This window comes from Geothrix sp. SG200 (assembly GCF_022808935.1).
In the GTDB taxonomy this organism is placed as follows: Bacteria; Acidobacteriota; Holophagae; order Holophagales; family Holophagaceae; genus Geothrix; species Geothrix alkalitolerans.
In genome coordinates this window covers 198,007-221,614 of the sequence record NZ_JAKZFR010000007.1, presented here as the reverse complement: position 1 = coordinate 221,614, position 23,608 = coordinate 198,007, and the positions used below count along the sequence as shown (strand labels likewise).

Sequence of the window (23,608 nt, the reverse complement as noted above, 5' to 3'; positions counted from 1 at the left end):
AGACCTTTGGCGGTACCGAAGACCCTGACCCTGCCGGCCATCCCCATCCGGGACATGGTCCTGTTCCCCGGCGCCCGGGTGCCCTTCGTGGTGGGCCGCTCGGCTTCGGTGCGCACGCTGGAGCTGGCCATCAAGGCCGGCGACCACCTGCTCATGCTCACGCAGAAGGACGCCAAGGTGGAGGCACCGGGCCAGGACGACCTCTACCCCATCGGCACCCTGGCCCTGGTGGAATCCGTCCTCGCCCTGCCCAAGGACTACTACAAGGTCGGCGTGAAGGGCATCGCCCGGGTGAGCCTGCGCCGCTATGACGACAGCGGCGAGATCATCCAGGCCGAGGCCTACCTGCTGGCCGAGCCCACCCAGCCCCCCACCGAATCCCTCCAGCCCTTCCACCAGGCGGTGGAGGCCTTCCTGGGCCGCAATTCCGATGCCTCGCGGCTGCTCAGCATGGACCAGATCCGCGAGCTGCCCCTGGGCAAGGCCATCGACACTGTGGCCGGCCTCCTGCCGGCCGAGGTGAAGCAGAAGCAGGAGATCCTCGATCAGCTCGAGATCGGGCCCCGCCTCGAGGCCATGATGCGCCTGCTGGAGCTGGACGCCGCCCGCTCCGAGGTGGACCGCACCCTGGACGAGAAGACCCGGCAGCGCCTGGACCAGGACCACAAGCAGTACGTCCTGAACGAGAAGATGCGCGTCATCCAGCAGGAGCTGGGCAAGAAGGAGGAGAAGGACGAGTTCGCCCGGCTGAAGGACCAGATCGAGGCCGCCGGCATGAGCGCCGAGGCCAGGGCCAAGGCCCTGGAGGAACTGGAGCGCCTGGAGGCCATGCCGCCCCAGAGCGCCGAGGCCACCGTGAGCCGCACCTACCTGGACTGGCTGCTGGCCCTGCCCTGGACCACCATGGCCGACGAGCGCCTGGACCTCATGGAGGCCGAGCGCGTGCTCGACGAGGACCACTCCGGCCTCGACAAGATCAAGGCCCGCATCCTGGAGCACCTGGCCGTCATGGCGCGGCTGCAGAAGGTGTCTGACATGAACGAAGGGGGACCGCCCGGACGCGCTGCGTCCTCTGCGTCCCCCCTCGTGCTCCCCCACGCGGAGGCCGGGCAAAGCCCGTCCGCCGCGTCCACGAAGGTCTCCGAGGGCGAGAACCGTCCCCCCCTCCGCGGACCGATCCTCTGTCTGGTGGGCCCTCCCGGTGTGGGCAAGACCTCCCTGGCCCGCAGCATCGCCCGGGCCCTGAACCGGCCCTTCGTGCGGTTGTCGCTCGGCGGCGTGCGCGACGAGGCCGAGATCCGCGGCCACCGGCGCACCTACATCGGCTCCATGCCGGGCCGGATCATCTCGCTGATGAAGAAGGCGAAAGTCCGCAACCCGCTCATGCTGCTGGACGAGATCGACAAGATGGCCTCGGACTTCCGCGGCGATCCCAGCTCCGCCCTGCTGGAGGTGCTGGATCCCGAGCAGAACGCCAACTTCCAGGACCACTACCTGGACGTGGGCTTCGACCTCAGCCAGGTGCTCTTCCTGGCCACGGCCAACATCCGCCACCAGATTCCCGAGCCGCTGGAGGACCGCCTGGAGGTGCTGGAGCTCTCGGGCTACACCACCAAGGAGAAGCTGGCCATCGCCGAGCAGCACCTGCTGCCCCGGGCCCTGGAGGGCCACGGCATGAAGGACCTGGGCGTGCATTTCGAGCCCGCCGCCCTGGAGAAGCTCGTGCAGGACTACACCCGCGAGGCGGGCGTGCGCCAGCTCGAGCGCGAGATCGCCAACATCCTCCGCAAGCTGGCCCGGCATACGCTGCAGCCCGAAAAGGGAGAGGCCTTCGATCCCGTCATCACCGCCGAGCGCGTGCCCAAGCTGCTGGGCCCCGAGAAGTTCCTCGAGACCCGCGCCGAGGACACGGCCCCACCGGGGCTCGTGAACGGCCTGGCCTGGACGCCCACGGGCGGCGACCTGCTCACCATCGAAGCCGCCGTGCTGCCCGGCAAGGGCGTCCTCAAGCTCACGGGCAAGCTGGGCGAGGTCATGCAGGAGAGCGCCAACCTGGCCCTGAGCTACGTCCGCGCCCGGGCCGAGCGCCTGGGCCTGAAGCGGGATTTCCTGGACAGCGTGGATCTCCACGTCCACGTGCCCGAGGGCGCCATCCCCAAGGACGGCCCCAGTGCCGGCATCACCCTGGCCACGGCCCTGATCTCGGTGCTGACGGGCATCCCCGCGCGAGCGGACCTGGCCATGACGGGCGAGCTGACCCTGCGGGGCCGTGTGCTGCCCATCGGCGGCCTCAAGGAGAAGCTCCTGGCCGCCCACCGCCAGGGCCGCAAGGCCGTGCTCATTCCCAGCGAGAACGCCCGGCACCTGGAGGAGATCCCCGCCGAGGTGCGCGAGCAGCTCAGCATCCACCTCGTCAGCCACATGGACGAGGTCATCCAGCTGGCCCTCACCCGCATGCCCCAGCCCCTGGGGGCCGAATCCGCCGGTCCCGGCCGCGAGAATCCGGCGACGGCGCAATAAGTGTCTGACACTTTAGGTGGCGTTGCGGACGCAAGTGCCCCACACTTACCCCGGGAGGCGGACCGGGGATGAGTTCAATTCCAACTTTGGTGTGGCCAGACTTCGTTGTGGCCAAGCTTCGCCATAAACACGGACTGGGCACGGAACCCTTCGAGGCCCTGATGCGAAGCGGCGAGTTTACGGTGTTTCGAAGTCCAAGCCATCCATGGCGGCTGGTGTTCGAAGGCATCGTCGAAGGCAAGGGGTACCAACTGGTGTGTGAGGTTCTCGACCGACGGAAAGGCCTATTGGAGCCCGTCACCGGGCACAGGTACCGGAAGTTAGACAAGAAGAAAGGAGGGGTGTGATGGTTTCGAAGAAGGCGAAGGCGATCCATTGGGACGAGCTGATGGAACAGGTCCAGGACATGCCGGCAGGGGAGCGGAAGAAGCCATTGGCTGACCGGGTGGCCGAGGCGGAGGAACTGCTGGCGCACCCTGAATGGTGGGGAGCGCCCATCAAGGTTCAGATGGGGCGGCCCAGGAAAGGTGAGACCCGAGATGAGGTCGAGAACATGAGCTTCAGGGCCCCCCGGGCCCTCAAGCAGGCTTTCGCCGCAGCAGCGGAGACTCAGGGCATCGCACCCTCTGAAGCTCTCCGGAGGCTGGCTGCGGCCTACGTGGAAACCATGGCCCCCAGGGCCCGGCGCACGGCTGCGGCAAAGCCTGCGCGGAAACCCACAAAAGCCCGTCCAAAGCCCGCGACCCGGCGCGCTGCGAAGGCTTGATCCCTGCCGGGATGGGGCTGCTTGCAGGGGGGAGCCTTCAAGGATTTTCGATCTGAGGGCGATGAGCGGCCCTCAACCAGGCCGTGAGCCTGTTCCTGCTACCCTTTCCCCATGCGCTTTCTCTCCAGCCACGTCATCCACTTTGTCGTCATGGGGCTCGGCATCTCCCTGGTGCTGGGGCTCCTTCATCCGACGACGCGGCCGGAGCGGACGCGGGCCTCGATCCTCAAGCATGCGGCGGGTCTCATCGGCATCGGCCTGGCGCTGGCCTGGCTGATGTACCTGCTGCCCCGGCATCCCGTCCGCTTCTAGGAGCCGCCGTGGTCGAGAAGGTCCTGGGTAATTGGGCGAACCTGGTCGCCACCCTGGAGCGGATCTGGCATGAGATCGCCCGGGCGGTGCCGCCCCTGGGCCGGGCCGGGGCCTTCACCATGGAGGTGCTGGGCAAGTACCACAAGGACGACTGCCTGAGCTACGCCGCGGGGCTTAGCTTCTGGCTGATCGTCAGCCTGGTGCCCCTGTCCACCCTGCTCTTCAAGCTGCTGGGCGCCGTCCTGGGCAGCCGCGCCTACGGGCCGGCCACGCTGAAGACGCTGCAGGAGATCGTGCCCTACCTGCCCCGCGAGTTCGTCGTGGACGCCGTGGCCAACAGTCAGCGGATCGGCGGCATGGGACTCTCCTGGGGCGTGCTCCTCTTCGGCAGCTACTGGGGCATCAGCCAGCTGGACACCAGCCTGGCTCACGTCTTCGGCCTGCGCATCAAGAAGCACCGGCAGACCCGCAAGAACCACCTGCTGCGCCAGGTGACGTTCCTGGTGGTGGGCCTGCTCACCCTGGTGGTCTTCCTCGCCCTCCTGGTGGGCGGCGCCCTGCGGAAGTTCCTGCCCGCGAGGCAGACGGATCTCCTGCCCTACCTGGCGCCCATCCTGGGCCTGGTGGTGGTGACGGTGGTGCTCCAGCACCTGCCCCGGCTGCACGTGAAGTTCAAGCACGCCTTCCTGGGCGCGGGCATCTCCACCGCCCTCTGGTGGTTGGCCAAGTGGGGATTCGGCATCTACCTCCGCCACACCATGACCTGGGGCATCATGTACGGCTCGCTGCTGGGCATCGTCGCGGGGCTCATCTTCCTCTACTACAGCTGCGCCATCCTGCTCCTGGGTGCCGAGATCACCGCGGCCTTCTACCGCCACGAGACCGGCGCCATCGCCGTACCGCCCTGGCTGCGTGGGAAGACAGAGGGGCCCTCCACCCACCCCCAGGACCTCTAACCCGGCACCCGACCTCCCCGTAGACGGTCCATCGGATCCCATGACCGGGAGGACCCCATGCGCCGATTCCGGCTGGCCCCGCTGGGCCTGGCTTTCGCTGTGCTCATTTCGACCGTTCTGCCCGCCCAGGCGCCGCCGCCGCAGGAGCTTCAGGCGGAGAACGCCCGCATCCAGGACCTGTGGAAGGGGAAGAAGTTCGAGGAGGCCCTGAAGGTCCTGGCCGCCCGGGCCCAGTCCCCCGGCTTCGCGCAGCTCGCCGCCGAGACCCGGGCCGGCGTGCACTACAACATGGCCTGCGCGGCCTCGCTCCTGGGCCGCCGCGGCGAGGCCCTGGCCTACCTGGGCACGGCGGTTGGGGAAGGCCTCAAGGACTGGGCCACCCTCAGCGCGGACTCGGACCTGGATTCCCTGCGGAAGGAGCCGGGCTTCCTCTGGCTGGAGGGCATCGTCCGCGAGCGGGGGGACTATGTGGGCATCCTCCGGCGGTTCAAGGACTACGGGCCCGCGGGCCTTCCGGTTCCCGCCTTCACCTACCAGGCCTCGAACGCGGCGGACCTGGCCGCCCTCCGCAAGACCTGCCGCCTGGACGAGGTGGCGGGGAAAGGGCCCGAGTTCGAGCGGATCGTGAACCTCATGCGCTGGGTCCACGCCCAGGTCCGCCACGACGGCAGCTCGAAGAACCCCGAGCCCATGAACGCCCTGCACCTGCTGGAGGTCTGCCGCGCGGAGAAGCGGGGGATCAACTGCCGCATGATGGCCACCATCCTCAACGAGGCCTACCTCGCCATGGGCTTCAAGTCCCGCCAGGTCACCTGCCAGCCCCTGGACGAGAAGGACCCGGACTGCCATGTGATCACCACCGTGTGGTCCGACGACCTGGGCCAGTGGCTCTACATGGACCCCACCATGGAGGCGTACTTCACGGACGGCCAGGGCCGCCCCCTCGCCATCGCCGAGGTGCGCGAGCGCCTCATCTCCGGCGGGCCTCTGGAACTCTCGAAGGGGGCCAACTGGAACGGGCGCCCCGAGAGCCCGGCCACCTACAAGGCCTACATGGCCAAGAACCTGGTGCGGATCACCTGCCCGATGGAGAGCGCCTACGGCTACGAATCCCGCTCCGAGCGCCACTACGTGACGCTGGACGGCCTCGGCTTCCCGGCCCGGCCTGCCCGAGATGCCGCCGGAGGCCTCATCACCCACGATCCCGCCGCCTTCTGGGCCCGGCCGTGAGGGGCCTGGGCCTGCTGCTGTTCCTGCCGGCGCTCCTGGTCGCCCGGGAGGCGCCGGCGCCGACTCCCGCCTTGTCCCGGGCCGAGGCCCTGGCCGTCCTGGCGCGGCCGGGGACGGCGGAGGCCCGGGTGCGGGCCCTGGTGGACCACCTCCACCAGCGCATGCCCTGGGTGGCCACGGACTACCGCACTCGAACCGTGGACGAGATCCTGGCCCGGGGCAGCGGCAACTGCGCGGACCATGCGAAGGTGCTCGCGGACCTGCTGAAGGCCGGCGGCTTTGAGGCCCGCTGGGTGCGGGAGATCAACCTCCAGGCTCCCTCGGAGCGGCGCCAAGCCTCGGCCCGGGCCAAGGTGGCCGAGGGCGGGAAGGGGTTCAGCGTCTTCGGCTACCGGCACAACGACCACCGCTGGCTGGAGGTGCGGGACCCCGCCAGCGGGGCCTGGTTCCCGGCGGATTCCGCGCTGGGCGTGGTGGGCGGGGAGGCCTGGGCCGCGGCCCGGCTGGGCTTCGGCGCCCGGCCCGAGGCGGTGGCGGACATGATCGCCCCGGTCTTCGTGGAGGCCGTCCAGCCAGGCAGGCCGCCGGAGGCCCGCAGCGAGGCCTACCTTCTCAAGGCCTTCGGCGCCATGGAGGGCGGGCGGGTCCGCATCCTGCCGGCCTGGCCCGCCTGGGAGAAGGCTGTGCGCGCCCTCGAGCCTCATGCCTCCGGCGCCTTCCGCGGGATGGAGGACCTGCACGAACAAGGCGGAACCCTGTCGGCTCTGGCCGAGGCCTATGCGGCACTGCGGGTCCAGGCCCAGACATGGCTGGCCCCCTCGGCGGCGGAACTGGCCCAGCAGGGGGAGCGGGCCCTCTTCGCCAAGGATTACCTGCGCGCGGCAGGTCTCTATGAGCAGGCTCTTGCCGCGGGACTGAAGGGTTCCCAGCACCCCTACCAGGGCGCTTGCGCCCACGCCTTGGCCGGGCAGGGAGAGGCCGCCTTCGGTCTGCTCCAGAAGGCCCTGGAGCGGGGCTTTCGCGAGGACTCCCTCCTTCAGGAAGACACCGACCTGGCCCCACTTCACGCGGACCCCCGCTGGTCCAGGGTGCTGGCGGCGGCGGAGGCCAACGCGCGGAACTTCCGAGCCGTTCACTCGGACCCTGATGGGGCGAGGTTCATCACCACCGATGTGGATCTCTTCTGGAAGGCCTACGCGAAGCTCCCGGATTCGGCGGACCCCGTGGGTCTCCTGCGACGCGAGTACCTCGACCAGGGCAGTGTCGGCCTGCAGGACTTCATTCCGAACCGCATCCGGAGCGCCGCGAACCTGCTCGACGCCATCCAGAGGCACCCTCGCTACTTCGCCGCCATCCAGGAGAACACGCGGAAGGCCGCCGGGGTGGAGGCCGTGGCGAGGAAGTCTTTCCGGGCACTCAAGGCGCTCTATGCCGACGCGATGTTCCCGGATGTCTATTTCGTGGTGGGGGCCATGAACTCGGGCGGCACCTCGTCTTCTAACGGCCTGCTGCTGGGTGTCGACCTCTTCGGCCGGGGACCGGGCGTGCCCCTGGACGAGATGGGCCCCTGGCACCGGGAGGTCCTCCACGCCCCCGAGGACCTGCCCAGCATCGTGGCCCACGAGCTGATCCACTTCCAGCAGACCCATGAGGCGCGCACGCTGCTGGGGAAGGCTTTCCACGAGGGTTCGGCGGACTTCCTGGCCTCGCTCGTCGCCGAGGGCACCTTCAACCAGGCCGCCTACGCCTACGGCTACGCCCATGAGGCGGAGCTCTGGCGGGAGTTCCGGGCAGAGATGGCGGGAACGGACGCGTCCCATTGGCTCTACGGCAGCAGCCAGCGCGAGGGGCGCCCGGCGGACCTCGGCTACTTCATGGGCTTCCGCATCGCCCAGGCCTACTACGCCCAGGCCAAGGACAAGGCGCGCGCCATCCGGGAGATCCTCACTTCCGGCGACTTCGAGGGGATCCTCAGGGACAGCCGGTACGGGGAGGCGCTGGCGGCCGGGGCGCGGTAGGCGCCGGTCAGCGCCCGCCGGGCTTCGGGGTCCCGTGGTAGGTCATGGAGTTGCCGTCGTAGAGGTAGACCACGGCAGAACCGCTGGGATTCGGGAGGCGGCCCATGACCCAGTCCTTCTTCTCCTGACCGTTCTGGAGGAGGATGCCGTCCCGGTGGGAGACCCAGCGCCCCCGGATGAGGCGGCCGTCCCAGGCGCTGTTCCACTCGTAGGTGCCGTCGGGGTTCACGCGGAGGCTGCTCTTCGTGAGGGTGCCGGCCGCCACCACGTTGGTGCGGGTCTGGGTGGCGTGGTTGTCCCAGCCGTAGGCCACGCCGGGGACGGCGAGGCCGAAGGTGCCGAAGAAGACGGAGGAGGCCTGGGCGGGAGCCGGGGACTCCCGGCGCGGGGAGGGCCGGGGCTGGACGGCGGCGGGCTCCTGGGCGCGGTAGGGCTTCACCTCCTGGGCCCTGAAGGGCGCGATGTCCTGGGCGGAGGCTGGGAGGCCGATCGAGAGGCAGAGGAATGCCAGGCTGATGCGCAGGGGCATGGGGGCTCCAGCCAGGGGCGGCCTACTCGCCTCCCCGCGTGCTCGGCGGGATGACGAAGCCGTCGGCTTTGTATTCGTTGATCTTGTTCCGCACCGTGCGGAGGGCGATGTCCAGCTGGGCCGCGGAGTGGGTGCGGTTGCCCTTGAGGGCGCTGAGCGTCGAGAGCAGCCAGAAGCGCTCCAGCTCCGGCAGGCTCAGGCCCAGGGGCAGCACGACGGGCGTGCCGAGGGCCAAGCCCACCAGGGGCTTGCGAGGATCGGCCACCACGGCGCCCGGGGGAAGCGGCCTCTCCTCACCTTGGGGGGTGTCCGGGGCGGGCGGGGCCCAGGAGGACCCGGCGGCGTCCTGGAGGGGATCGGCAGGCAGGCCTTCAAAGGCCTCGGGAGGCAGGAGCCAGCGGAGATCCTGCTGGCTGAGGCGGTGGCCCTGGTTCAGGACCACGCAGCGCTGGATGACGTTCTCCAGCTCGCGGAGGTTGCCCGTCCAGGGGTGGCGGGCCAGGGCGGCGAGGAAGCTGGGCGCCAGGCTGGGCACCGCCCGGTCGTTCTCCCGGGCGCAGCGCTCGGCGAAATGGGCGGCCAGCAGTTCCAGGTCGCCCAGCCGCTCCCGCAGGGGGGGCAGGTTCAGGGGGATGACGTTCAGCCGGTAGTAGAGATCCTCGGCGAAGCGGCCCGCCTTCACTTCCGCCAGGAGGTCGCGGCTGCTGAGGGAGATGAGGCGGACATCCACGGGGATGGCGCGGCTGCCGCCCACGCGCTCCACCGTCCGGTCCTGGAGGACCCGCAGCAGGCGATCCTGGAGGCCGAGAGGAAGGGCCTCGACGGCCTCCAGCACCAGGGTGCCGCCATCCGCCTGCTCGAAGGCGCCGGTCTTCGCGGCGGAGCCGGGGCGGCCGCCCTTCTCCAGGCCGAACAGCTCCGCTTCCAGCAGGTCTTCGGGGAGGGCGGCGCAGTTGAAGGTCACGAAGGGGCCGCTGTGGCGGGGGCTGGACCCGTGGATGAGGCGGGCCAGCATCTCCTTGCCGGCCCCGCGCTCGGCCTGGATGAGGATGGTGGCGCGGCTGTCCGCGGCGCGGCGGGCCAGGGCCAGGACCTCGCCCAGGGCCCGATCCCGGGTGAGGAGGAGGGGGGCTTCGGCGGGTTCGGTGGTCTGGAGGTGTTCCTCGGAGGTCAGGGTCTTCTGCATGGCGGCGGTGAGTTCCTCAGGGGTGAAGGGTTGGGGGAGGACGTCGAAGGCGCCCAGGGCCAGGGCCTCCCCGGACTCGCCGGGGCCGGTGGTGAGGAGGACGGGCAGGGCGGGATCCACGGCCTTGAGGCGGGCCAGGAACTGCGGGCAGCCCATGCCGGACAGGTGGAGACTCACCACCGCGAGATCGAAGGTGCCGGGATGGATGCGGCGCAAGGCCTCCTCGCCGTTCCGGGCCAGCTCCACGGGGAAGCCGGCCCGCTTCAGGCCCAGGGCGAGTCCGTCCCGCATCGTGGGATTGTCGTCCACCACCAGTACCCGAAGGGGAGTCGCCATAGCTGGTCATCCATGCGTGGCCGGCTGGCCACGCCCCCGTTATCGGGCGTCGGTGTCCAGACTGGAGTTTTGTGCCGATCTGCGCCGCTTCATCCGCTGGGGCAGGTCCCCGGAGGCCGCTTCGCCCCGGACCGGATCGCCGTGGCGGCGGATGAGGAGGTAGAGCTGGCGGCGGCTCACGCCCAGGCGGAGGGCGGTCTCCACGCGGTTGCCGTAGGCCCGGCGCAGGGCCCGGTGCAGGAGGAAGCGTTCCAGGTCGTGCAGGTTCGTGGCCATGTCCTCGGCCTCGAAGCTGGGCGGGCCGGCCGGCTCGGGCTCCGGCAGCTGGCCCAGGAGCTTCCAACGCAGCATCCGGTTGCGGAGCTCCCGGAGGTTGCCGGGGCAGGGCAGGGCCCCCAGGGCCGGAGGCCAGGGCGCAGGAACGCCCTCCTCCTCCGCCAGGGCCGCCAGCAACCCGGGAAGGCAGTCGGGATCCTCGTCCAGGGCGGGAAGGCGCAACTCCAGGCAGGTCAAGCCGGCGGGCATCGGGCCCCGGGCCGCCACCACGCTTCCGGGGTGGATGGCGGCCCAGGCGGCGCCTTCCTCCACCGAAGCGGCTTCGAACCAGGACCGATTTTGGCGAAGGGCAAATTCTGCTGCGACCGTTGAGACCCCCGATCCCGCCGGGCCGTGGACCCATAAGCCCTCCGGCCGCGCCAGGAGGGCCTCCAGATGGGCGCCCCAGCGGCGGAAGCCGGGCAGCAGGAAGAGGGGGATCACGGGGACTCCGCGCCCGGGGTTCCGGGCATCAGTAGGTCCAGGTGAGGGTGCAGCCCGTGTCCTTGGCGAGCCGTTCCGCCAGGTCGGGGTCGTGCTTGAGGCGCAGGTCCCGGCCGGCCCGGACGCGGGCCACCAGGCCCTCCTTCGAGCGGTACTCGAAGGTCACGGGCAGGTCGCCCCGGTGGTCCTTGAGGATCGATTCCAGGCGGGGTGGGCACTCGCCCACGGGCAGCCGCACCAGCGCCCCGGTGAAGCCCTGGCCCTGGAAGGTCTCCAGCGGCTCCAGCACGGTGGCGAAGACCTTCACCACGGTCTGCTCTTCCTCCTCTTCGGCATCCCCGTTTCCGTTGCCGTTGGCCTGGAGGGTCTCCACCCGCAGCTCGCCCGTGATGCGCAGCATGGCCTCGGGCACCGCCAGGTGCCGGTAGCGCTCGAAGGGGCGCAGCGTGGCCTTCTTGGTGAGGGGATCCCACTTGCTGGCCATGAGCAGCACTTCCATCTTCCCGGCCAGGTCCTCCACCTGGAGGATGGCCCAGGGCTCGCCCTTCTGGTTGGTCTTGAAGGCCACGGTGCTGACCATGGCGCCCAGTGTGACCTCGCCGCGGTCCCGCAGCCGCCCGGCGGCCACGTCCTCCAGGATCTTGGCCAGGGTGCCGTGGGTATGCACCTGGATGGCGTCGGCGAACTCCTCGAGGGGATGGCCGCTGACGAAGAGGCCCAGCACCTCGCGCTCCGCGGCCAGCCGCGTTCGGCGGTCCCAGGGCTCGATGCCCTCGGGCACGCGCCAGTCCTCGCTGAGGGTGGCCATCTCCGCGTCGTCGAAGAGGCTGGTCATGCCCGTATCGCCGGTGCCGCGGGAGGCCGCGGAGATGGCGTCCGGCAGGCCCTGGACCAGCGCCGCCCGGTTGGGCTCCAGGCTGTCGAAGGCACCGGCCTTGATGAGGGACTCCCACACCTTGCGGTTGGCCTTCGAGAGGTCCGTGCTCTTCAGCGCGTGGAACAGGTCCTTGAAGCCGCCTTCGGCTTCGCGCGCTTCGAGGATGGCCTGCAGCGCGGCTTCCCCAAGCCCCTTCACCGCAGCAAATCCGAAACGGATCTGCCGATCTCCGGTCGCGGTGAAATCGAGCGCCGACTCGTTGATGTCCGGCCCCAGCACCTCAATGCCCCGTTCCCGGCAGTTCTGCACGTACTTGGCCACGTCGTCCGTGCGGCCGGACTTGGTGGAGAGCAGGCCCGCCATGAACTCCACAGGGTAGTTGGCCTTCAGGTAGGCGGTCTCGTAGGCCACCATGGCGTAGGCCGCGCTGTGGCTCTTGTTGAAGCCGTAGCCCGCGAAGTACTCGATGAGGTCGAACATCTCCGCGACCCTGGCCTTGTCGTAGCCCCGGGCGGCGCCCCGCTCGATGAACTTGGTCTTCTCCTTCGCCATCTTCTCCTTGTCCTTCTTGCCCATGGCGCGGCGCAGCATGTCCGCCTCGCCCAGGGAGTATCCGGCCACGAGGCTGGCGATCTGCATGACCTGTTCCTGGTAGAGGATCACGCCGTAGGTGGGGGAGAGGATGGGCTCCAGGTCCGGGAACATGTAGGTCACGGGCTCGCGGCCGTGGCGCCGCTCCACGTACGTGGTGCCCATGCCCGCGCCCAGCGGGCCCGGGCGGAAGAGGGCGTTGAGCGCGATGAGGTCGTCGAAGCGGTCGGGGCCCAGCTGGCGGAGCAGCTGCTTCATGCCGCCGGACTCGAACTGGAAGACGCCATCCGTGTCGCCGGCGGCGAAGAGCTCGAAGGTTTTCCTGTCGTCGAAGGTGCGGATGGACCTCATGTCGTGCGGCTTGCCGTGCCGCCGCTCGATGACCTCCTGGGTCTTGGCGATCTGGGTGAGCGTCTCCAGGCCCAGGAAGTCCATCTTCAGCAGGCCGGCGCGCTCGGCCTCGGTCATGGTGTACTGCACCATCACCTTCTTGTCCTTGTCCATGGACAGCGGCGCGAACTGGGTCAGCTCGTCGGGCGCGATGATGACGCCCGCCGCGTGCACCCCGGTGTTGCGGGCCAGGCCCTCCAGACGGGCCGAGATGTCGAGGATGTTCTTCACCTCGGGATCGCTCTCGTACAGCTCGCGGAGCTTGTCGCTCTTCTCGAGCGCCTCGCCCACGGTGATGGGCTTGCCGGGCTCCTGGGGCACCAGCTTGGTGAGGTTGTTGGCGAAGGCGAAGTCCTTCTCGAAGACCCGCGCCACGTCCTTGATGACGGCCTTGGTCTTGAGCTGGTTGATGGTGACGATGTTGCTGACCTTGTCCTGGCCGTACTTCTCCGTGACGTAGTCGATGACCCGCTGGCGCCCGTCGCGGCAGAAGTCGATGTCCACGTCGGGCATGGAGACGCGCTCGGGGTTGAGGAACCGCTCGAAGAGCAGGTCGTACTGCATGGGGTCGATGTCGGTGATCATCATCGACCAGGCCACGATGCTGCCGGCGGCCGAGCCGCGGCCCGGGCCCACGGGCACACCCATCTCGCGGGCCTTGCGGATGAAGTCCCAGACCAGCAGGAAGTAGCCGGGGAAGCCCATCTTGAGGATCATGTCCAGCTCAAAGGCCAGGCGCTCGCGGTACTTCGCCTCGGGATGCTTCAGCGTGCCGGCCTGCCAGCGGGGGCGGCACTCGGCCATGCGGGCCTCGAAGGTCTCCTTGGCGACATGGACAAAATAGCCCTCCAGGTCATAGCCGTCGGGCACGGGGAACTGGGGCGTGACGGGCTTCCGCGTGATGGGGAACAGGTCCACCTTGGCGGCGATCTCGAGCGTGCGCTCCAGATATTCAGGGTGGTCCGGGAAGACGGCCCGCATCTCCTCGGGCGTCTTCACGAAGAACTGGTCCGTGGAGAACCGCATGCGCTTCTCTTTGGCCTTGGTGGTCTTCGTGCCGATGCAGAGCAGGGTGTCGTGCAGGTCGGCATCCTCGTGGTTGAGGTAGTGGGCGTCGTTGGTGGCCACCAGCGGAATGCCCAGCCGCTCTGCGAGCTGCTGCTGGAAGGGGATGATCTCCTTCTCCTTGTCGAAACCCTGGTCCTGGATCTCCAGGTAGAAGTCCTCGCCGAAGAGGTCGCGGAAGTCGCGGGCCACGCGCTCGGCCTGGTCCAGGCGATTCTGGAGAATGCGCGCCTGCACCTCGCCGCCAAGGCACGCGGAGAGCGCGATGAGGCCCTCGCTGTGCTCGCGGAGGATGTCCTTGTCGATCCGCGGCTTGTAGTAGAAACCCTCGGTGAAGCCTGCCGACACCAGCTTCGAGAGGTTGGCGAACCCCTTCGGATTCTTGGCCAGCAGCACCAGGTGGTAGCCCGCGTCGCGGCTGCCGCTGGGGTCCACGCAGTCCTCCAGGCCCTCCTCGCCCGTGAGGTTCTTGGCCTCGAGCTTCCGGTCGAAGCGGGTCTTGGGAGCCACGTAGACTTCGCAGCCCAGGATGGGCTTCACGGCCCAGGTGCCCTCGGCATCCTTCGTCTTCTCGCAGGCGTCGTAGAGCTTCATCATCCCGAACATGTTCCCGTGGTCGGTGACGGCCACGGCGGGCATGCCGCTGGCCCGGCACTTCTTGATGAGGTCGGGGATGCGGGTCAGGCCGTCGAGAAGCGAGTGCTCGGTATGCAGGTGGAGATGGGCGAAGCTCATGCCCCCATTCTCCGCCGGATCGGCCGCGACCGGGCAAGTGCCCGGAGGTCAACACCCGATCCCCGCGGGATCAGTGCCGGGAGAGCAGCTCGCGGAGGGTCTCGCGCAGGCTGGCGGCATCCAGGCCCAGGTCCAGCCGGACATGGGGGCCCGCGGTGATGGGGCCGCCCAGCTGGATCCACCGGGGGCGCCGGCGCAGCAGGTCGTCCTCCCGCCAGACCGCCAGGATGCTGGGTTCACGGGCCCAGATGAGGACGCTGGGGTAGGGACCCTCCCGGGGGGGCACGGTACCCCACAGGTGCACATCGGCGCCCCAGCTGTGAAGCCACTCCTGGATCCGGGCGCTGGCTTCGGGATCGTCCATGCCCAGGGCCACCGTCCAGCCGGCCAGGAAGCCCCGGGTGCCCGGCTGGGCGTCGCCCTCCCGCTCGTACCAGCCCAGCCGCTCGGGGTGGTGGAGGAGGCGGGTCCGCAGGTGGTAGGAAGCACCGTCCAGGGCCACCAGGGGCGCCTCGGGGTTCTCGCGCACACGGTCCGCCCACCCGCTTCCGAAGAGTCCTTCCATCAGCGGGGAGGGCCGGTCGGTCCGGAAGGCATTGCCCGGCACGAGGCTCCGCCAGATCTCGACCTCGGTCTCGGCCCGCTGGACGCGGGATTCCATGTCCCGCACCACGAGCCACTGCCAGGAGGTGCCGATGGCCATGGCCAGGATCACGAGGCTGAAGCCGGACAGCCGGATCTTGATCCCGAAGAGGCTCTGGGCGGTGATCTCCACCACCACCGGGACGGTGAGGGCGAAGAACGCGAAGAACAGCCTCCGCCCCATGGGATCGCCGCCTTGCCGGGCCCGCAGGGACCAGTAGACGATGAACCCGCAGCCCAGGAGGTAGGTGAGGTCGTAGAGGCCGTGGGCCCACACCTCCGCCTGGCTCGGGTGGGTCAGGAGGAGGTTGCGGATGTAGTTGGGGATCATGCCCAGGGCGATCCATTCGGGGAATCGCCGCGGGAAGTATCGCGGGAACAGGTTCACCAGCGCCGCGCAGAGGGTGATGAATCCGACGGACACCAGCAGGCTCTGGATGCGGTCCACCAGGTCCGGATTCCAGGCCGGCATGGAGCCGAGGGCCAGCACCCCGTGCCGGACGCCCACGAGCAGGCAGGTGAGGGCCATCCAGCCCATCATCCGATCCCGCCGGGCCAGGGCATCCAGGCCGAAGCCCACGAAGAGGGTCGCCAGCGCTCCCGCCTGCAGGGCGTCGAGGAATGGCCAGTCCAGGAGTTGCATGCGAAAGCCCTCGGGCGGTGGGAGGATGATCCCGTCCAGCCTAAGTCGCTTTCATTGAACAATCCATTCCGCCCCCCCTTCCACATCCGCCCCGGCCTAATCCATTCCCCTCCGCCTCTCGTAGCCGCCACATCCTGGAGCAGCCGTGACCATCCCCTGGAGGCCCCGTTGATCGCCTTCGAGAACCTGGAAGTGCGCTACGCCGCCGCGGCGGCGCCCGCCCTGAAGGGTCTGACCCTCACCCTGGACCAGGGCATCGTGGGCCTGCTGGGCCCCAATGGCGCCGGCAAGTCCACCCTGCTGAAGGCCCTTCTCGGCCTCCTGCGCCCCTCCGCTGGCGGCGGGACGGTGCTGGGCGTGGCCCTCGGGGCTCCCGAAGCCGCCAAGCTCCGGGCGCGCATCGGCTACATGCCCGAGTACGACGCCCTCATCGAGGACGCCTCGGCCTATGAACAGGTCGCCTTCTGGGGCGAGCTGAGCGGCCTTGCGCCGGAGTCGGCCCGGGACCGCGCCCACGAGGTGCTCTACTTCGTGGGTCTGGATGAGGCCCGCTACCGGCCCGTCAGCGGCTATTCCACAGGCATGCGCCAGCGGGTGAAGCTGGCCCAGGCCCTGGTGCACAGCCCGGAGCTGGTGTTTCTGGACGAGCCCACCAACGGCCTGGATCCCGACGGCCGCCGCCGCATGCTGGACCTGGTGCTGCGCGTCCACGCGGAGCTGGGCACGGGCGTCATCCTGGCTTCCCACCTGCTGGGCGACGTGGAGCGCGTGGCGGACCAGCTGGTGATCCTCGACCAGGGCCAGATCAAGGCCGCAGGCTCCATGGCTGGACTGCGCAGAGCCCTGGCCCGGCGCGTGGAGCTGCGCTTCCTCGACCCGCTCGACAGCGGCCAAGAGGCTGCTCTGGCGGATCTTGGCGCGGTGCTGGAGGCCCGCAACGGCCTCTACGACCTGGAGCTGGCGGAGGCCGATTCTACGGCCGCCTTCCGCTGGGCCGAGGCGAAGGGCGCCACGCTCATCCAGCTCACACCGCGCCACGACCGACTGGACGAAGTGCTGCTGAGGGCCCTCCATGGGGCCCCGGCCGCCGGAGGGGGAGCCTGACATGCCCATCTATGCCCCCACGTTGCCGCCCGCGCCGGATCTCAGCCACGGTCAGCCGCCGGCCCTGGTGCTCGCGCGCTTCGACCTGACGCGGCTCTGGCGCCAGAAGATCGGCCGCTTCTTCGGCTTCACCTTCCTCTTCCTGCTGCTGTGGAAGGTGGCCCGGATCTACGTGGATCATCTGCTCCAGACCAACCAGACCTTCCGACCCATGCAGGACTTCGCCAGGACCATCCTCACCCAGGGAGCGGATTTCCAGGCGGACCTTCTGAACCCCGCCAGCTACCTGCTCTGGTTCCTGGTGGCCCTGGTGGGCGGCGGCCTGGTGGCCCGCGACACGCTCTACCGCGTGCGGCCCCTGATGTATGCCCATCCCGTCGCGCCCCGGGACTACCTGATCGCCAAGCTGGGCTTCGCCTCGGCGCTGCCCTTCGCCATCCTCCTGCCCTTCGCCCTGCTGCCCTGGCTCATGTCCCTGATCCTCGCCGGCGCCAGCGGCCCCGTGTGGGTGACGGCGCCCCTGCGGCTGCTGCCGGCCATGGCCATCAGCTCGGTCCTCATGGGCACCCTGGCCGCGGGCGCCTCCAGCATGGCCGCCACGCCACGGGCGGGCATCGGCTGGGTGCTGGGCCTGGTGCTGGGCTCGGCCACCCTGGCCTCCATGATCCAGGGACTGACAGGCTTCTCGGCCGTGCAGGCCCTCAACCCGATCCTGCTGGCGGAGACCTGGCCCCAACTCTTCGTGGGCGTGGCCCACCCCCTGATGGGCTGGGGTCCCGCGCTGCTCGGCACGGCCCTCCACCTGGGTCTGTGGACCTTCGTGGCCGCGAAGCGGACCATGCCCTCCGAGGCGGTGATCTGATGATGACGCTCGACCGCGCCTCCCTCCGCTACGGCCCCATCCTGGGCCTCAGCCCCACCACCTTCGAGCTGCCGGACGGCGGCGGCATCACGGGCCTGCTGGGCCCCAACGGCGCCGGTAAGTCCTCCCTGCTGCAGCTGCTCTCGGGCCTGCTGCCGCCCTCCGGCGGTGAGGTGAAGGTCTTCGGGGAGGCGCCCTTCCGCAACCCCGCCGTGCTCGCCCGCCTGGGCCTGGTGCCCGAGGGCGACCGTCTGCCGACGGGCCTCCGCGCGGACCGCTGGCTGCGCATGATGGGCGAGCTCTCGGGTCTGTCCGGCGAATCCCTGAAGACGGCCGTGGCCCGCGCGCTCGCCACGGTGGGCATGGCCGACCGCGCCCATCTCACCTTCGCCCGCATGTCCAAGGGCATGCGGCAGCGCATCCGCCTGGCCCAGGCGCTGCTGCACGAGCCGGAGCTGCTCATCCTCGACGAGCCGTTCAACGGCCTGGATCCCGAGGCCCGCCTCACGCTCATGGCCCTGTTGCGGGATCTCGCTGCGACGGGTACGCGCATCCTGGTGTCGAGCCACATCCTGGGCGAGATCGCCCAGCTCACGGACCGCATCCTGCTGCTGTTCCGGGGCCGCCTGCTGGCGGAGGGCACGGTCACGGAGATCCGTCAGCTCCTGGACCGTCATCCCGTGGAGTTGCGCCTCACGGGCGAGGCCCAGGTGCTGGCCCGGTGGGCCGTGGAGCAGCCGGAGCTGGCGGCCCTGCGCATGGAGGAGGACGCCGTGGTGATCTCGGTGCGATCGCCCCGCGACATCCTGCCCCGCCTCCAGAAGGCCGCCGCGGAGGGCGGCATCCCGCTGCGGGCGCTGGATCCGCTGGATCTCAACCTGGATGCGGTCTTCCAGTACCTCACCAAGGATCACGCCTAATGCTGTCCGGAGATTCCTCGCTGCGCGAACATCCCCGGGCCCCTGCGTCCGGAGCGGGCGGAGCCCGCGCCGGACTTGCCCCACCGACGCTCAGGGGGAATCCATGACCACGACTGCGCCCTCTCCCCTGACAACGATCCGCGCCACGGCCCGCGGCTACGCGCCGCGCGTCCTCCAGGGCCGGGGCTGGGTGCTGGTGGCCCTGGTCATGGCGCCGGTGGGCCTCAGCCTCCTCATCTTCACCATCAGCCGGCTCCGAGGCCTGGACGCCGATCCCAGCGAGGCCCTCCGCATCTTTCACGAGGGGCTGGTGAAGATGATGCTGCCCATCATGGCCCTGGTGGCGGCCCCGGCGGGCATTCGCGAGGACCTGGAGCAGCGCACCCTGCCCCTGCTGCTGGTCCGCCCCGCGCCCGCCTGGGCCCTGCCCCTGGGCAAGGGCCTGCCCTGGTTCGCCTGGGGCGCCGCCTGGCTCGTCCTTGGGGTCCTCGGCCTCCAGCTGGTCGGGGGCGACCCCACCCTGCTGCCGGGCCGCATCCTGGCCCTGGTGGGCGCCTGGTGGGGCGAGCTGGCCCTCATGACCCTGGTGGGCCTGCTCTTCAGGCGCGGCACCCTCTGGGGCGCCCTCTATTTCTTCCTCTGGGAGCCGCTGGTGCGGATCTTCCCGCCCTTCCTCCAGCGCCTGACCTTCACCCACCACATCGAGAGCCTGGCGGGCAGCCGCGCCGCCCAGGTGGGGGCGCCGCAGCTGCTGGCCCAGGAACAGGTGACGACCCATCCCGCCCTGGCCATCTTGGCCCTCCTCGCCTTCGGCGCCCTCTGCTGGGCCCTCGCCGGCTGGAAGCTCCACCGCACGCCCATCGGGCTGGCGGGCAGCGAGGCGGAAGGCTGACTCACTCCGCTTTCCGCCATCCGGCACCCACGCTCATGGGAGGAGCACCAGGGCCCCCCGGGTCGCCCGGGACTCGAGCAGGGCATGGGCTCGGGCGGCCTCGCGCAGGGGAAGCGTGCCGTGGATGTGGGCCTGGATGATCCCCTGCGCCTGCGCGGCGAACACCTCGGCTGCGGCGGTGCGGAGGGCCGCGGGATCGGCGATGTGATGGAAGATGCTGGGCCGCTGGAGGGCGAGGGAGCCGCGCTTCGCCAGGTCGGCGGGGTCCAGCGAGGGCAGGGGACCACTGCTCCGACCAAAGGAGGCCAGGAGCCCGAAGGGGGCCAGGCTCCCCAGGGAAGCCTCGAAGGTGTCGCGTCCGACCGAATCGAACACGGTACCCACGCCGCGACCGCCCGTGATCCGGCGGACCTCGGCAGGCACCTGGTCGTAGGCGGTGCCCCGGGGCACCACGAGGACCGCCTCGGCGCCTTCGGCCCGGACCGCCGCGGCCTTCTCCTCGCTGCCCACCACGCCGATGACCCTGCCGCCTTCGCGGGCCAGCCACCGGGTGAGGATGAGCCCCACGCCACCCGCCGCGGCGTGGACCAGGACCCAGGGTTCCGTCCCCACGCGCCACACTCGCCGGACCAGCATGTGCGCCGTCAGGCCCTTGAAGAGGAGGGCCGCCGCCTCCTCGTCGGACAGGTGCGCGGGCAGCGGCACCAGCCGGTCGGCAGGATGGTTCCTCGCCTCCGAGTAGGCGCCCGTGGGCCCGTCCACGTAGGCGACCCGCTGGCCCACCGCCAGGTCCACCACGCCGGGCCCCAGGGCCTCCACGATCCCGGCGGCCTCGAAGCCCGGCACCGCGGGCAGGGGCACGGGGTAGGCGCCGCTGCGGTGGTAGACGTCGATGTAGTTCACGCCGATGGCCGTGTGGCGCAGGCGCACCTCGCCAGGCCCCGGATCGGGGAGGTCCGCCTCCACCCACTGGAGGACCTCGGGGCTGCCGGGCGCGGAGAACTGGATCCGATGGGTCATGGGGCCTCCTATCGTTCGATTGTTGTCAAACAATAGATAGGTATATCCACCGGGTGGCTGAGGTCAATCAAAATAGTTTGAAAACTATCAAAATATTTGACGGCTGGAGCCTGAAGCCGGGCATCCTGGAGCCATGCGGAGCCTTTCTCACCCCGGGCGCGACCAGCTCGACCTCCCCGCGGTGCTCTACGCGCTGAGCGATCCCACGCGCCTGGAGATCGTGCGCAGGCTGGCCGCAGACGGGGAGCGGGCCTGCGGGACCTTCGGCCTGCCTGCCACCAAGGCCACGCTGAGCCACCACTTCAAGGTCCTGCGGGAGGCTGGGCTCATCCAGACGCGGGTGGAGGGTGTCCATCGGTACAACAGCCTGCGGAAGCAGGATCTGGACGCCCGCTTCCCGGGCCTGCTGAAGGCGGTCCTCAAGGCCTCCGGCCCCTGTTGAGACGAGGCTCCGGATCACCGGGACGATAGACTGGAGGGATGGCCGAACCCTTCCGCACCGTCACGCCCGCGGGCACCGAGATTCTCGTGGAGTCCATCCCGCACGTGCGGAGCTGCTCGGTGGGGTTCTGGGTGCGGCGCGGCTCCCGGCACGAGGGACCCGCGGAGGAGGGCCTGGCCCACTTCCTGGAGCACACGGTGTTCAAGGGCACGGCCTCCTACGCCACGCCCGATGAGATGGCGGCGGCCACGGACCGCCTGGGCGGGCACGTGGACGCCTTCACGGGCAAGGAGGTGGCCTGCTTCTACGGGAAGGTGCTCTCCGAGCAGCTGCCGGACCTGGTGGGCCTGCTGGGCGAGCTGGTGACGTCGCCCCGCTTCGACCCGGAGGAGCTGGCGCGCGAGCGCAGCGTCATCCTCGAGGAGATCGCCCAGAGCGAGGACCAGCCGGACGACTGGGTGAGCGAGCTGTTCTACGGCGGGTTCTGGGAGGGGACGCCGCTGGCGCATCCGATCCTCGGCACGCGCGACCAGGTGTCGGGCTATGGTCCCCGGGAAGCCCGGGCCTTCTTCGACCACACCTACCGGGCGCCCAACCTCGTGGTGGCCGCGGCCGGGGCCCTCGAGCCCGGCGCCTTCCAGGCGCTGCTGGCGCCCATCCTGGACCGCCTGCCGAAGGGCACGGACCATGCTCCGAACCTGCCGGCCCGCACGCGGCCCTTCCTGCTGAACGTGCCCCGGAAGGACCTCCAGCAGGCCAACCTGGTGATGGGCTTTCCCGCGCCGGACCACCGCTCGCCGGACCGCTCCGCCGCCAACCTCCTGAGCCAGGTGCTCGGCGGCGGCATGGCCTCACGCCTGTTCCTGGAGCTGCGCGAGCGCCGGGGCCTCTGCTACCAGGTGGGCAGCTACCTCAGCCCCTATGCCGACACGGGCGCCCTGCAGATCAGCGCCAGCTGCGCCCCTGCCCAGTTGCGCGAACTGGTGAAGCGCACCATGGCCGAGTGCGCGCGCATCCGCGAAACCGGCGTGGAGGCCGACGAGCTGGAGCGCGCCAAGCTCCAGGCCCGCACCAGCCTCGTGTTCAGCCAGGAGAGCAGCAGCAGCCGCATGTTCAGCCTGGCCCACCAGGCCATCCACCAGGGCGAGCTGCGCAGCCTCGACCAGCAGATCACGGAGATCGACGCCGTCACGCGGGAGGATCTGCAGCGCATGGCGCAGACCTTGCTCGACCCCGCCCGGGTCGGCGTCAGCACCCTCGGCACGCGGCGCGGCTGCGACATCCGACCCCAGGACCTGGTGGCCTAAAGCGCTTTCGCCAGCCGTCTCACGGCCTCCTCCAGCTCCCGCTCGTCCATGGCGGAGAAGCCCAGGCGCAGGTGGGCAGTCGGGCGGCCCCGGAAGTCGAAAGCCCGGCCAGGGGTGAGGCCCACCCCCAGCTTTCGGGCGCGGTCGATCCAGGCCTCCAGGTCAACGGCGGGATCCACACGGAGCCAGAGGCTCATGCCGCCGGGCGGCAGGTCGAAGGCCACGGTCCCGTCCAGATGCCGGCGCAGGGCCCCGGCCAGGGCGGTCCGGCGGCCCTCGTAGATCCGCCGCATTTTTCGTGCGTGGCGCTGGAGCAGGCCGTCCTCCAGCAGGTCCGCCGCAGCCCGCTGCACCACCTGGTCCCCCTGGCAGTCCGCGGTCTCCCGGCGGGCAGCCAGGGCCTCCACCAGGGCCCGGGGGCCGGCCACGAAGCCCAGGCGGAGGCCGGGGGCGAGAATCTTGGAGAGGGTCCCCAGGTAGACCACCACACCGCCAGGGTCGTCACCAGCCAGGGGCAGCACAGGGCGGCCCTCGAAGTGGAACTCGGCGTCGTAGTCATCCTCCAGGATGGCGAGGCGGTGTCGTCGGGCCAGGTCGAGCAGCCTCAGGCGCCGCGAGGCGCCCATGGTGACCGTGGTCGGGAACTGGTGGTGGGGCGTCAGGTAGACCGCCCGGAGGGGGCCCTCTTCCAGCCGTGCGGCCAGGGCGTCGACCTGCAGGCCCGCCTCGTCCACGGGGACCGGCACCAGTTCGGCGCCCGAGCCGCGGAGGGTGGCCCAGGCGGCGGGATAGCCGGGATCCTCCACGGCCACGCGGTCGCCGGGCCGGATGAGGGTGCGGGCCACCAGGTCCAGGGCGCCCTGGCTTCCGCCGGCGACCATCAGGCGGTCTTTGGAGACGGCCAGCCCGCGCGTCTCTGAGAGGAGCCGCGCCAGGGCCGTGCGGAGCCGCGCCTCCCCCCTGGCGTCGCCGTAGCCCAGGAGCTCCCGGCTGGCCAGGGCCCGCCGGTAGGCGCGGGCCAGGAGGTCCGTCGGCACGAGCCGCAGGTCCGGGAGACCGCCTCCGAAGCTCAGCAGACCTGGCTCCCGGAGGCTCCGCCTGGGTGCAGGGGCCGCCAGGTCGTAGCCCGGGCGGCCTTCGGCCCCGCCTCCGCCGGGATGCCTGGCGGCGGGTGCCTGGGGCAGGTCCCGGGCCACGCGGGTCGTGCGCGCCTCCGCCTCCGTCCAGCCCTCGGCCTCCAGCTCCCGGTAGGCGGCCAGCACCGTGTTCCGGTGGACGGCCAGGGTCCGGGCCAGGGTCCGGGAGCCGGGCAGGGCGTCCCCGGGCCGCAGGCGGCCGCGCCGGATGTCGCCCCGGATGGCCTGGGCAATCTGCTGGAAGACCGGCTCGCGGGAGGTTCCGGGCTGCAGGGCGATGGGGAAGGTCCAGGGGCGCATGGTCTAGTTGTAATGACAGAAATGGATCTTTTCAATGGGCCACATAGTCCGATCCTGGAGTGGATCCGAT

The 23,608-nt window shown here is 70.2% G+C and carries 18 protein-coding genes; 11 read left to right on the top strand and 7 right to left on the bottom strand.

Annotation, left to right across the window (positions count from 1 at the left end; genetic code table 11):
• The first annotated feature begins 6 nt into the window (after positions 1-6).
• From lon to ML539_RS14250, 5 genes are all read left to right on the top strand, one after another.
• Positions 7-2,520, top strand: a complete 2,514-nt coding sequence (gene lon, locus ML539_RS14270; RefSeq protein ID WP_243324958.1) for an endopeptidase La — start codon at positions 7-9, stop codon at positions 2,518-2,520.
• A gap of 877 nt (positions 2,521-3,397) precedes the next feature.
• Positions 3,398-3,598 carry a hypothetical protein gene (locus tag ML539_RS14265; RefSeq protein ID WP_243287799.1) on the top strand — a complete coding sequence of 67 codons (201 nt, stop codon included), beginning with the start codon at positions 3,398-3,400 and terminating at the stop codon, positions 3,596-3,598.
• Between the two features lie 8 nt (positions 3,599-3,606).
• A complete protein-coding gene (locus tag ML539_RS14260) occupies positions 3,607-4,554 on the top strand; it encodes a YihY/virulence factor BrkB family protein (RefSeq protein WP_243324957.1) in 948 nt (315 codons plus the stop codon).
• A gap of 57 nt (positions 4,555-4,611) precedes the next feature.
• Entirely contained in the window at positions 4,612-5,784 is a 1,173-nt protein-coding gene (locus ML539_RS14255; protein WP_243324956.1) for a transglutaminase-like domain-containing protein, read from the top strand.
• Positions 5,781-7,802, top strand: a complete 2,022-nt coding sequence (locus tag ML539_RS14250) for a transglutaminase domain-containing protein (RefSeq protein WP_243324954.1) — start codon at positions 5,781-5,783, stop codon at positions 7,800-7,802. Before ML539_RS14255 ends, ML539_RS14250 begins: the two co-directional genes overlap by 4 nt.
• A gap of 7 nt (positions 7,803-7,809) precedes the next feature.
• Here the strand turns inward: ML539_RS14250 and ML539_RS14245 are convergent, their stop codons facing one another.
• The 5 genes from ML539_RS14245 to ML539_RS14225 form a co-directional block, all read right to left on the bottom strand.
• Positions 7,810-8,331, bottom strand: coding sequence for a hypothetical protein (locus tag ML539_RS14245; protein WP_243324953.1), 522 nt, complete (start codon positions 8,329-8,331; stop codon positions 7,810-7,812).
• 22 nt (positions 8,332-8,353) lie between these two features.
• Positions 8,354-9,853, bottom strand: a complete 1,500-nt coding sequence (locus ML539_RS14240; RefSeq protein ID WP_243324951.1) for a sigma-54 dependent transcriptional regulator — start codon at positions 9,851-9,853, stop codon at positions 8,354-8,356.
• 39 nt (positions 9,854-9,892) lie between these two features.
• Positions 9,893-10,612: a helix-turn-helix domain-containing protein gene (locus tag ML539_RS15730; RefSeq protein ID WP_243324949.1), complete on the bottom strand. Its 720-nt coding sequence runs from the start codon at positions 10,610-10,612 to the stop codon at positions 9,893-9,895.
• A 28-nt stretch (positions 10,613-10,640) separates the two neighbouring features.
• Positions 10,641-14,270, bottom strand: a complete 3,630-nt coding sequence (gene dnaE / locus ML539_RS14230) for a DNA polymerase III subunit alpha (protein ID WP_243324947.1) — start codon at positions 14,268-14,270, stop codon at positions 10,641-10,643.
• A 70-nt stretch (positions 14,271-14,340) separates the two neighbouring features.
• Positions 14,341-15,555 (bottom strand): hypothetical protein, encoded by a 1,215-nt coding sequence (locus ML539_RS14225; protein WP_243324945.1) that lies wholly within the window; start codon positions 15,553-15,555, stop codon positions 14,341-14,343.
• Between the two features lie 168 nt (positions 15,556-15,723).
• On the opposite strand from ML539_RS14225, the gene ML539_RS14220 reads away from it, so the two are divergent.
• The 4 genes from ML539_RS14220 to ML539_RS14205 all read left to right on the top strand — a co-directional run bounded on the left by ML539_RS14220 (position 15,724) and on the right by ML539_RS14205 (position 19,333).
• A complete protein-coding gene (locus ML539_RS14220) occupies positions 15,724-16,659 on the top strand; it encodes an ABC transporter ATP-binding protein (RefSeq protein WP_243324942.1) in 936 nt (311 codons plus the stop codon).
• 1 nt (position 16,660) lies between these two features.
• A complete protein-coding gene (locus tag ML539_RS14215) occupies positions 16,661-17,521 on the top strand; it encodes a hypothetical protein (protein WP_243324941.1) in 861 nt (286 codons plus the stop codon).
• Positions 17,521-18,441 carry an ABC transporter ATP-binding protein gene (locus ML539_RS14210; protein ID WP_243324939.1) on the top strand — a complete coding sequence of 307 codons (921 nt, stop codon included), beginning with the start codon at positions 17,521-17,523 and terminating at the stop codon, positions 18,439-18,441. The genes ML539_RS14215 and ML539_RS14210 overlap by 1 nt, the downstream gene beginning before the upstream one ends.
• A gap of 103 nt (positions 18,442-18,544) precedes the next feature.
• Positions 18,545-19,333: a hypothetical protein gene (locus ML539_RS14205; RefSeq protein ID WP_243324938.1), complete on the top strand. Its 789-nt coding sequence runs from the start codon at positions 18,545-18,547 to the stop codon at positions 19,331-19,333.
• A 33-nt stretch (positions 19,334-19,366) separates the two neighbouring features.
• Here the strand turns inward: ML539_RS14205 and ML539_RS14200 are convergent, their stop codons facing one another.
• Positions 19,367-20,353, bottom strand: a complete 987-nt coding sequence (locus tag ML539_RS14200) for a quinone oxidoreductase (protein ID WP_243324936.1) — start codon at positions 20,351-20,353, stop codon at positions 19,367-19,369.
• Between the two features lie 133 nt (positions 20,354-20,486).
• On the opposite strand from ML539_RS14200, the gene ML539_RS14195 reads away from it, so the two are divergent.
• Positions 20,487-20,795, top strand: a complete 309-nt coding sequence (locus tag ML539_RS14195; protein ID WP_243324934.1) for a helix-turn-helix transcriptional regulator — start codon at positions 20,487-20,489, stop codon at positions 20,793-20,795.
• A gap of 38 nt (positions 20,796-20,833) precedes the next feature.
• On the top strand, positions 20,834-22,102 hold the full coding sequence (locus tag ML539_RS14190; protein WP_243324932.1) for a pitrilysin family protein: 1,269 nt from the start codon (positions 20,834-20,836) through the stop codon (positions 22,100-22,102).
• On the opposite strand, the gene ML539_RS14185 is transcribed toward ML539_RS14190, so the two are convergent.
• A complete protein-coding gene (locus ML539_RS14185; RefSeq protein WP_243324931.1) occupies positions 22,099-23,538 on the bottom strand; it encodes a PLP-dependent aminotransferase family protein in 1,440 nt (479 codons plus the stop codon). The two genes, ML539_RS14190 and ML539_RS14185, sit on opposite strands and share 4 nt — an antisense overlap.
• Positions 23,539-23,608 lie beyond the last annotated feature (70 nt).

What these genes read in the sequence shown, in the direction of transcription:
- ML539_RS14200 (WP_243324936.1), bottom strand. Translation starts at nt 20,353, where the DNA reads ATGACCCATCGGATCCAGTTCTCCGCGCCCGGCAGCCCCGAGGTCCTC.
- ML539_RS14210 (WP_243324939.1), top strand. Translation starts at nt 17,521, where the DNA reads ATGATGACGCTCGACCGCGCCTCCCTCCGCTACGGCCCCATCCTGGGC.
- ML539_RS14205 (WP_243324938.1), top strand. Translation starts at nt 18,545, where the DNA reads ATGACCACGACTGCGCCCTCTCCCCTGACAACGATCCGCGCCACGGCC.
- ML539_RS14265 (WP_243287799.1), top strand. Translation starts at nt 3,398, where the DNA reads ATGCGCTTTCTCTCCAGCCACGTCATCCACTTTGTCGTCATGGGGCTC.
- ML539_RS14225 (WP_243324945.1), bottom strand. Translation starts at nt 15,555, where the DNA reads ATGCAACTCCTGGACTGGCCATTCCTCGACGCCCTGCAGGCGGGAGCG.
- ML539_RS14255 (WP_243324956.1), top strand. Translation starts at nt 4,612, where the DNA reads ATGCGCCGATTCCGGCTGGCCCCGCTGGGCCTGGCTTTCGCTGTGCTC.
- dnaE (WP_243324947.1), bottom strand. Translation starts at nt 14,270, where the DNA reads ATGAGCTTCGCCCATCTCCACCTGCATACCGAGCACTCGCTTCTCGAC.
- ML539_RS14240 (WP_243324951.1), bottom strand. Translation starts at nt 9,853, where the DNA reads ATGGCGACTCCCCTTCGGGTACTGGTGGTGGACGACAATCCCACGATG.
- ML539_RS14215 (WP_243324941.1), top strand. Translation starts at nt 16,661, where the DNA reads ATGCCCATCTATGCCCCCACGTTGCCGCCCGCGCCGGATCTCAGCCAC.
- ML539_RS14185 (WP_243324931.1), bottom strand. Translation starts at nt 23,538, where the DNA reads ATGCGCCCCTGGACCTTCCCCATCGCCCTGCAGCCCGGAACCTCCCGC.
- ML539_RS14245 (WP_243324953.1), bottom strand. Translation starts at nt 8,331, where the DNA reads ATGCCCCTGCGCATCAGCCTGGCATTCCTCTGCCTCTCGATCGGCCTC.
- ML539_RS14190 (WP_243324932.1), top strand. Translation starts at nt 20,834, where the DNA reads ATGGCCGAACCCTTCCGCACCGTCACGCCCGCGGGCACCGAGATTCTC.
- ML539_RS14195 (WP_243324934.1), top strand. Translation starts at nt 20,487, where the DNA reads ATGCGGAGCCTTTCTCACCCCGGGCGCGACCAGCTCGACCTCCCCGCG.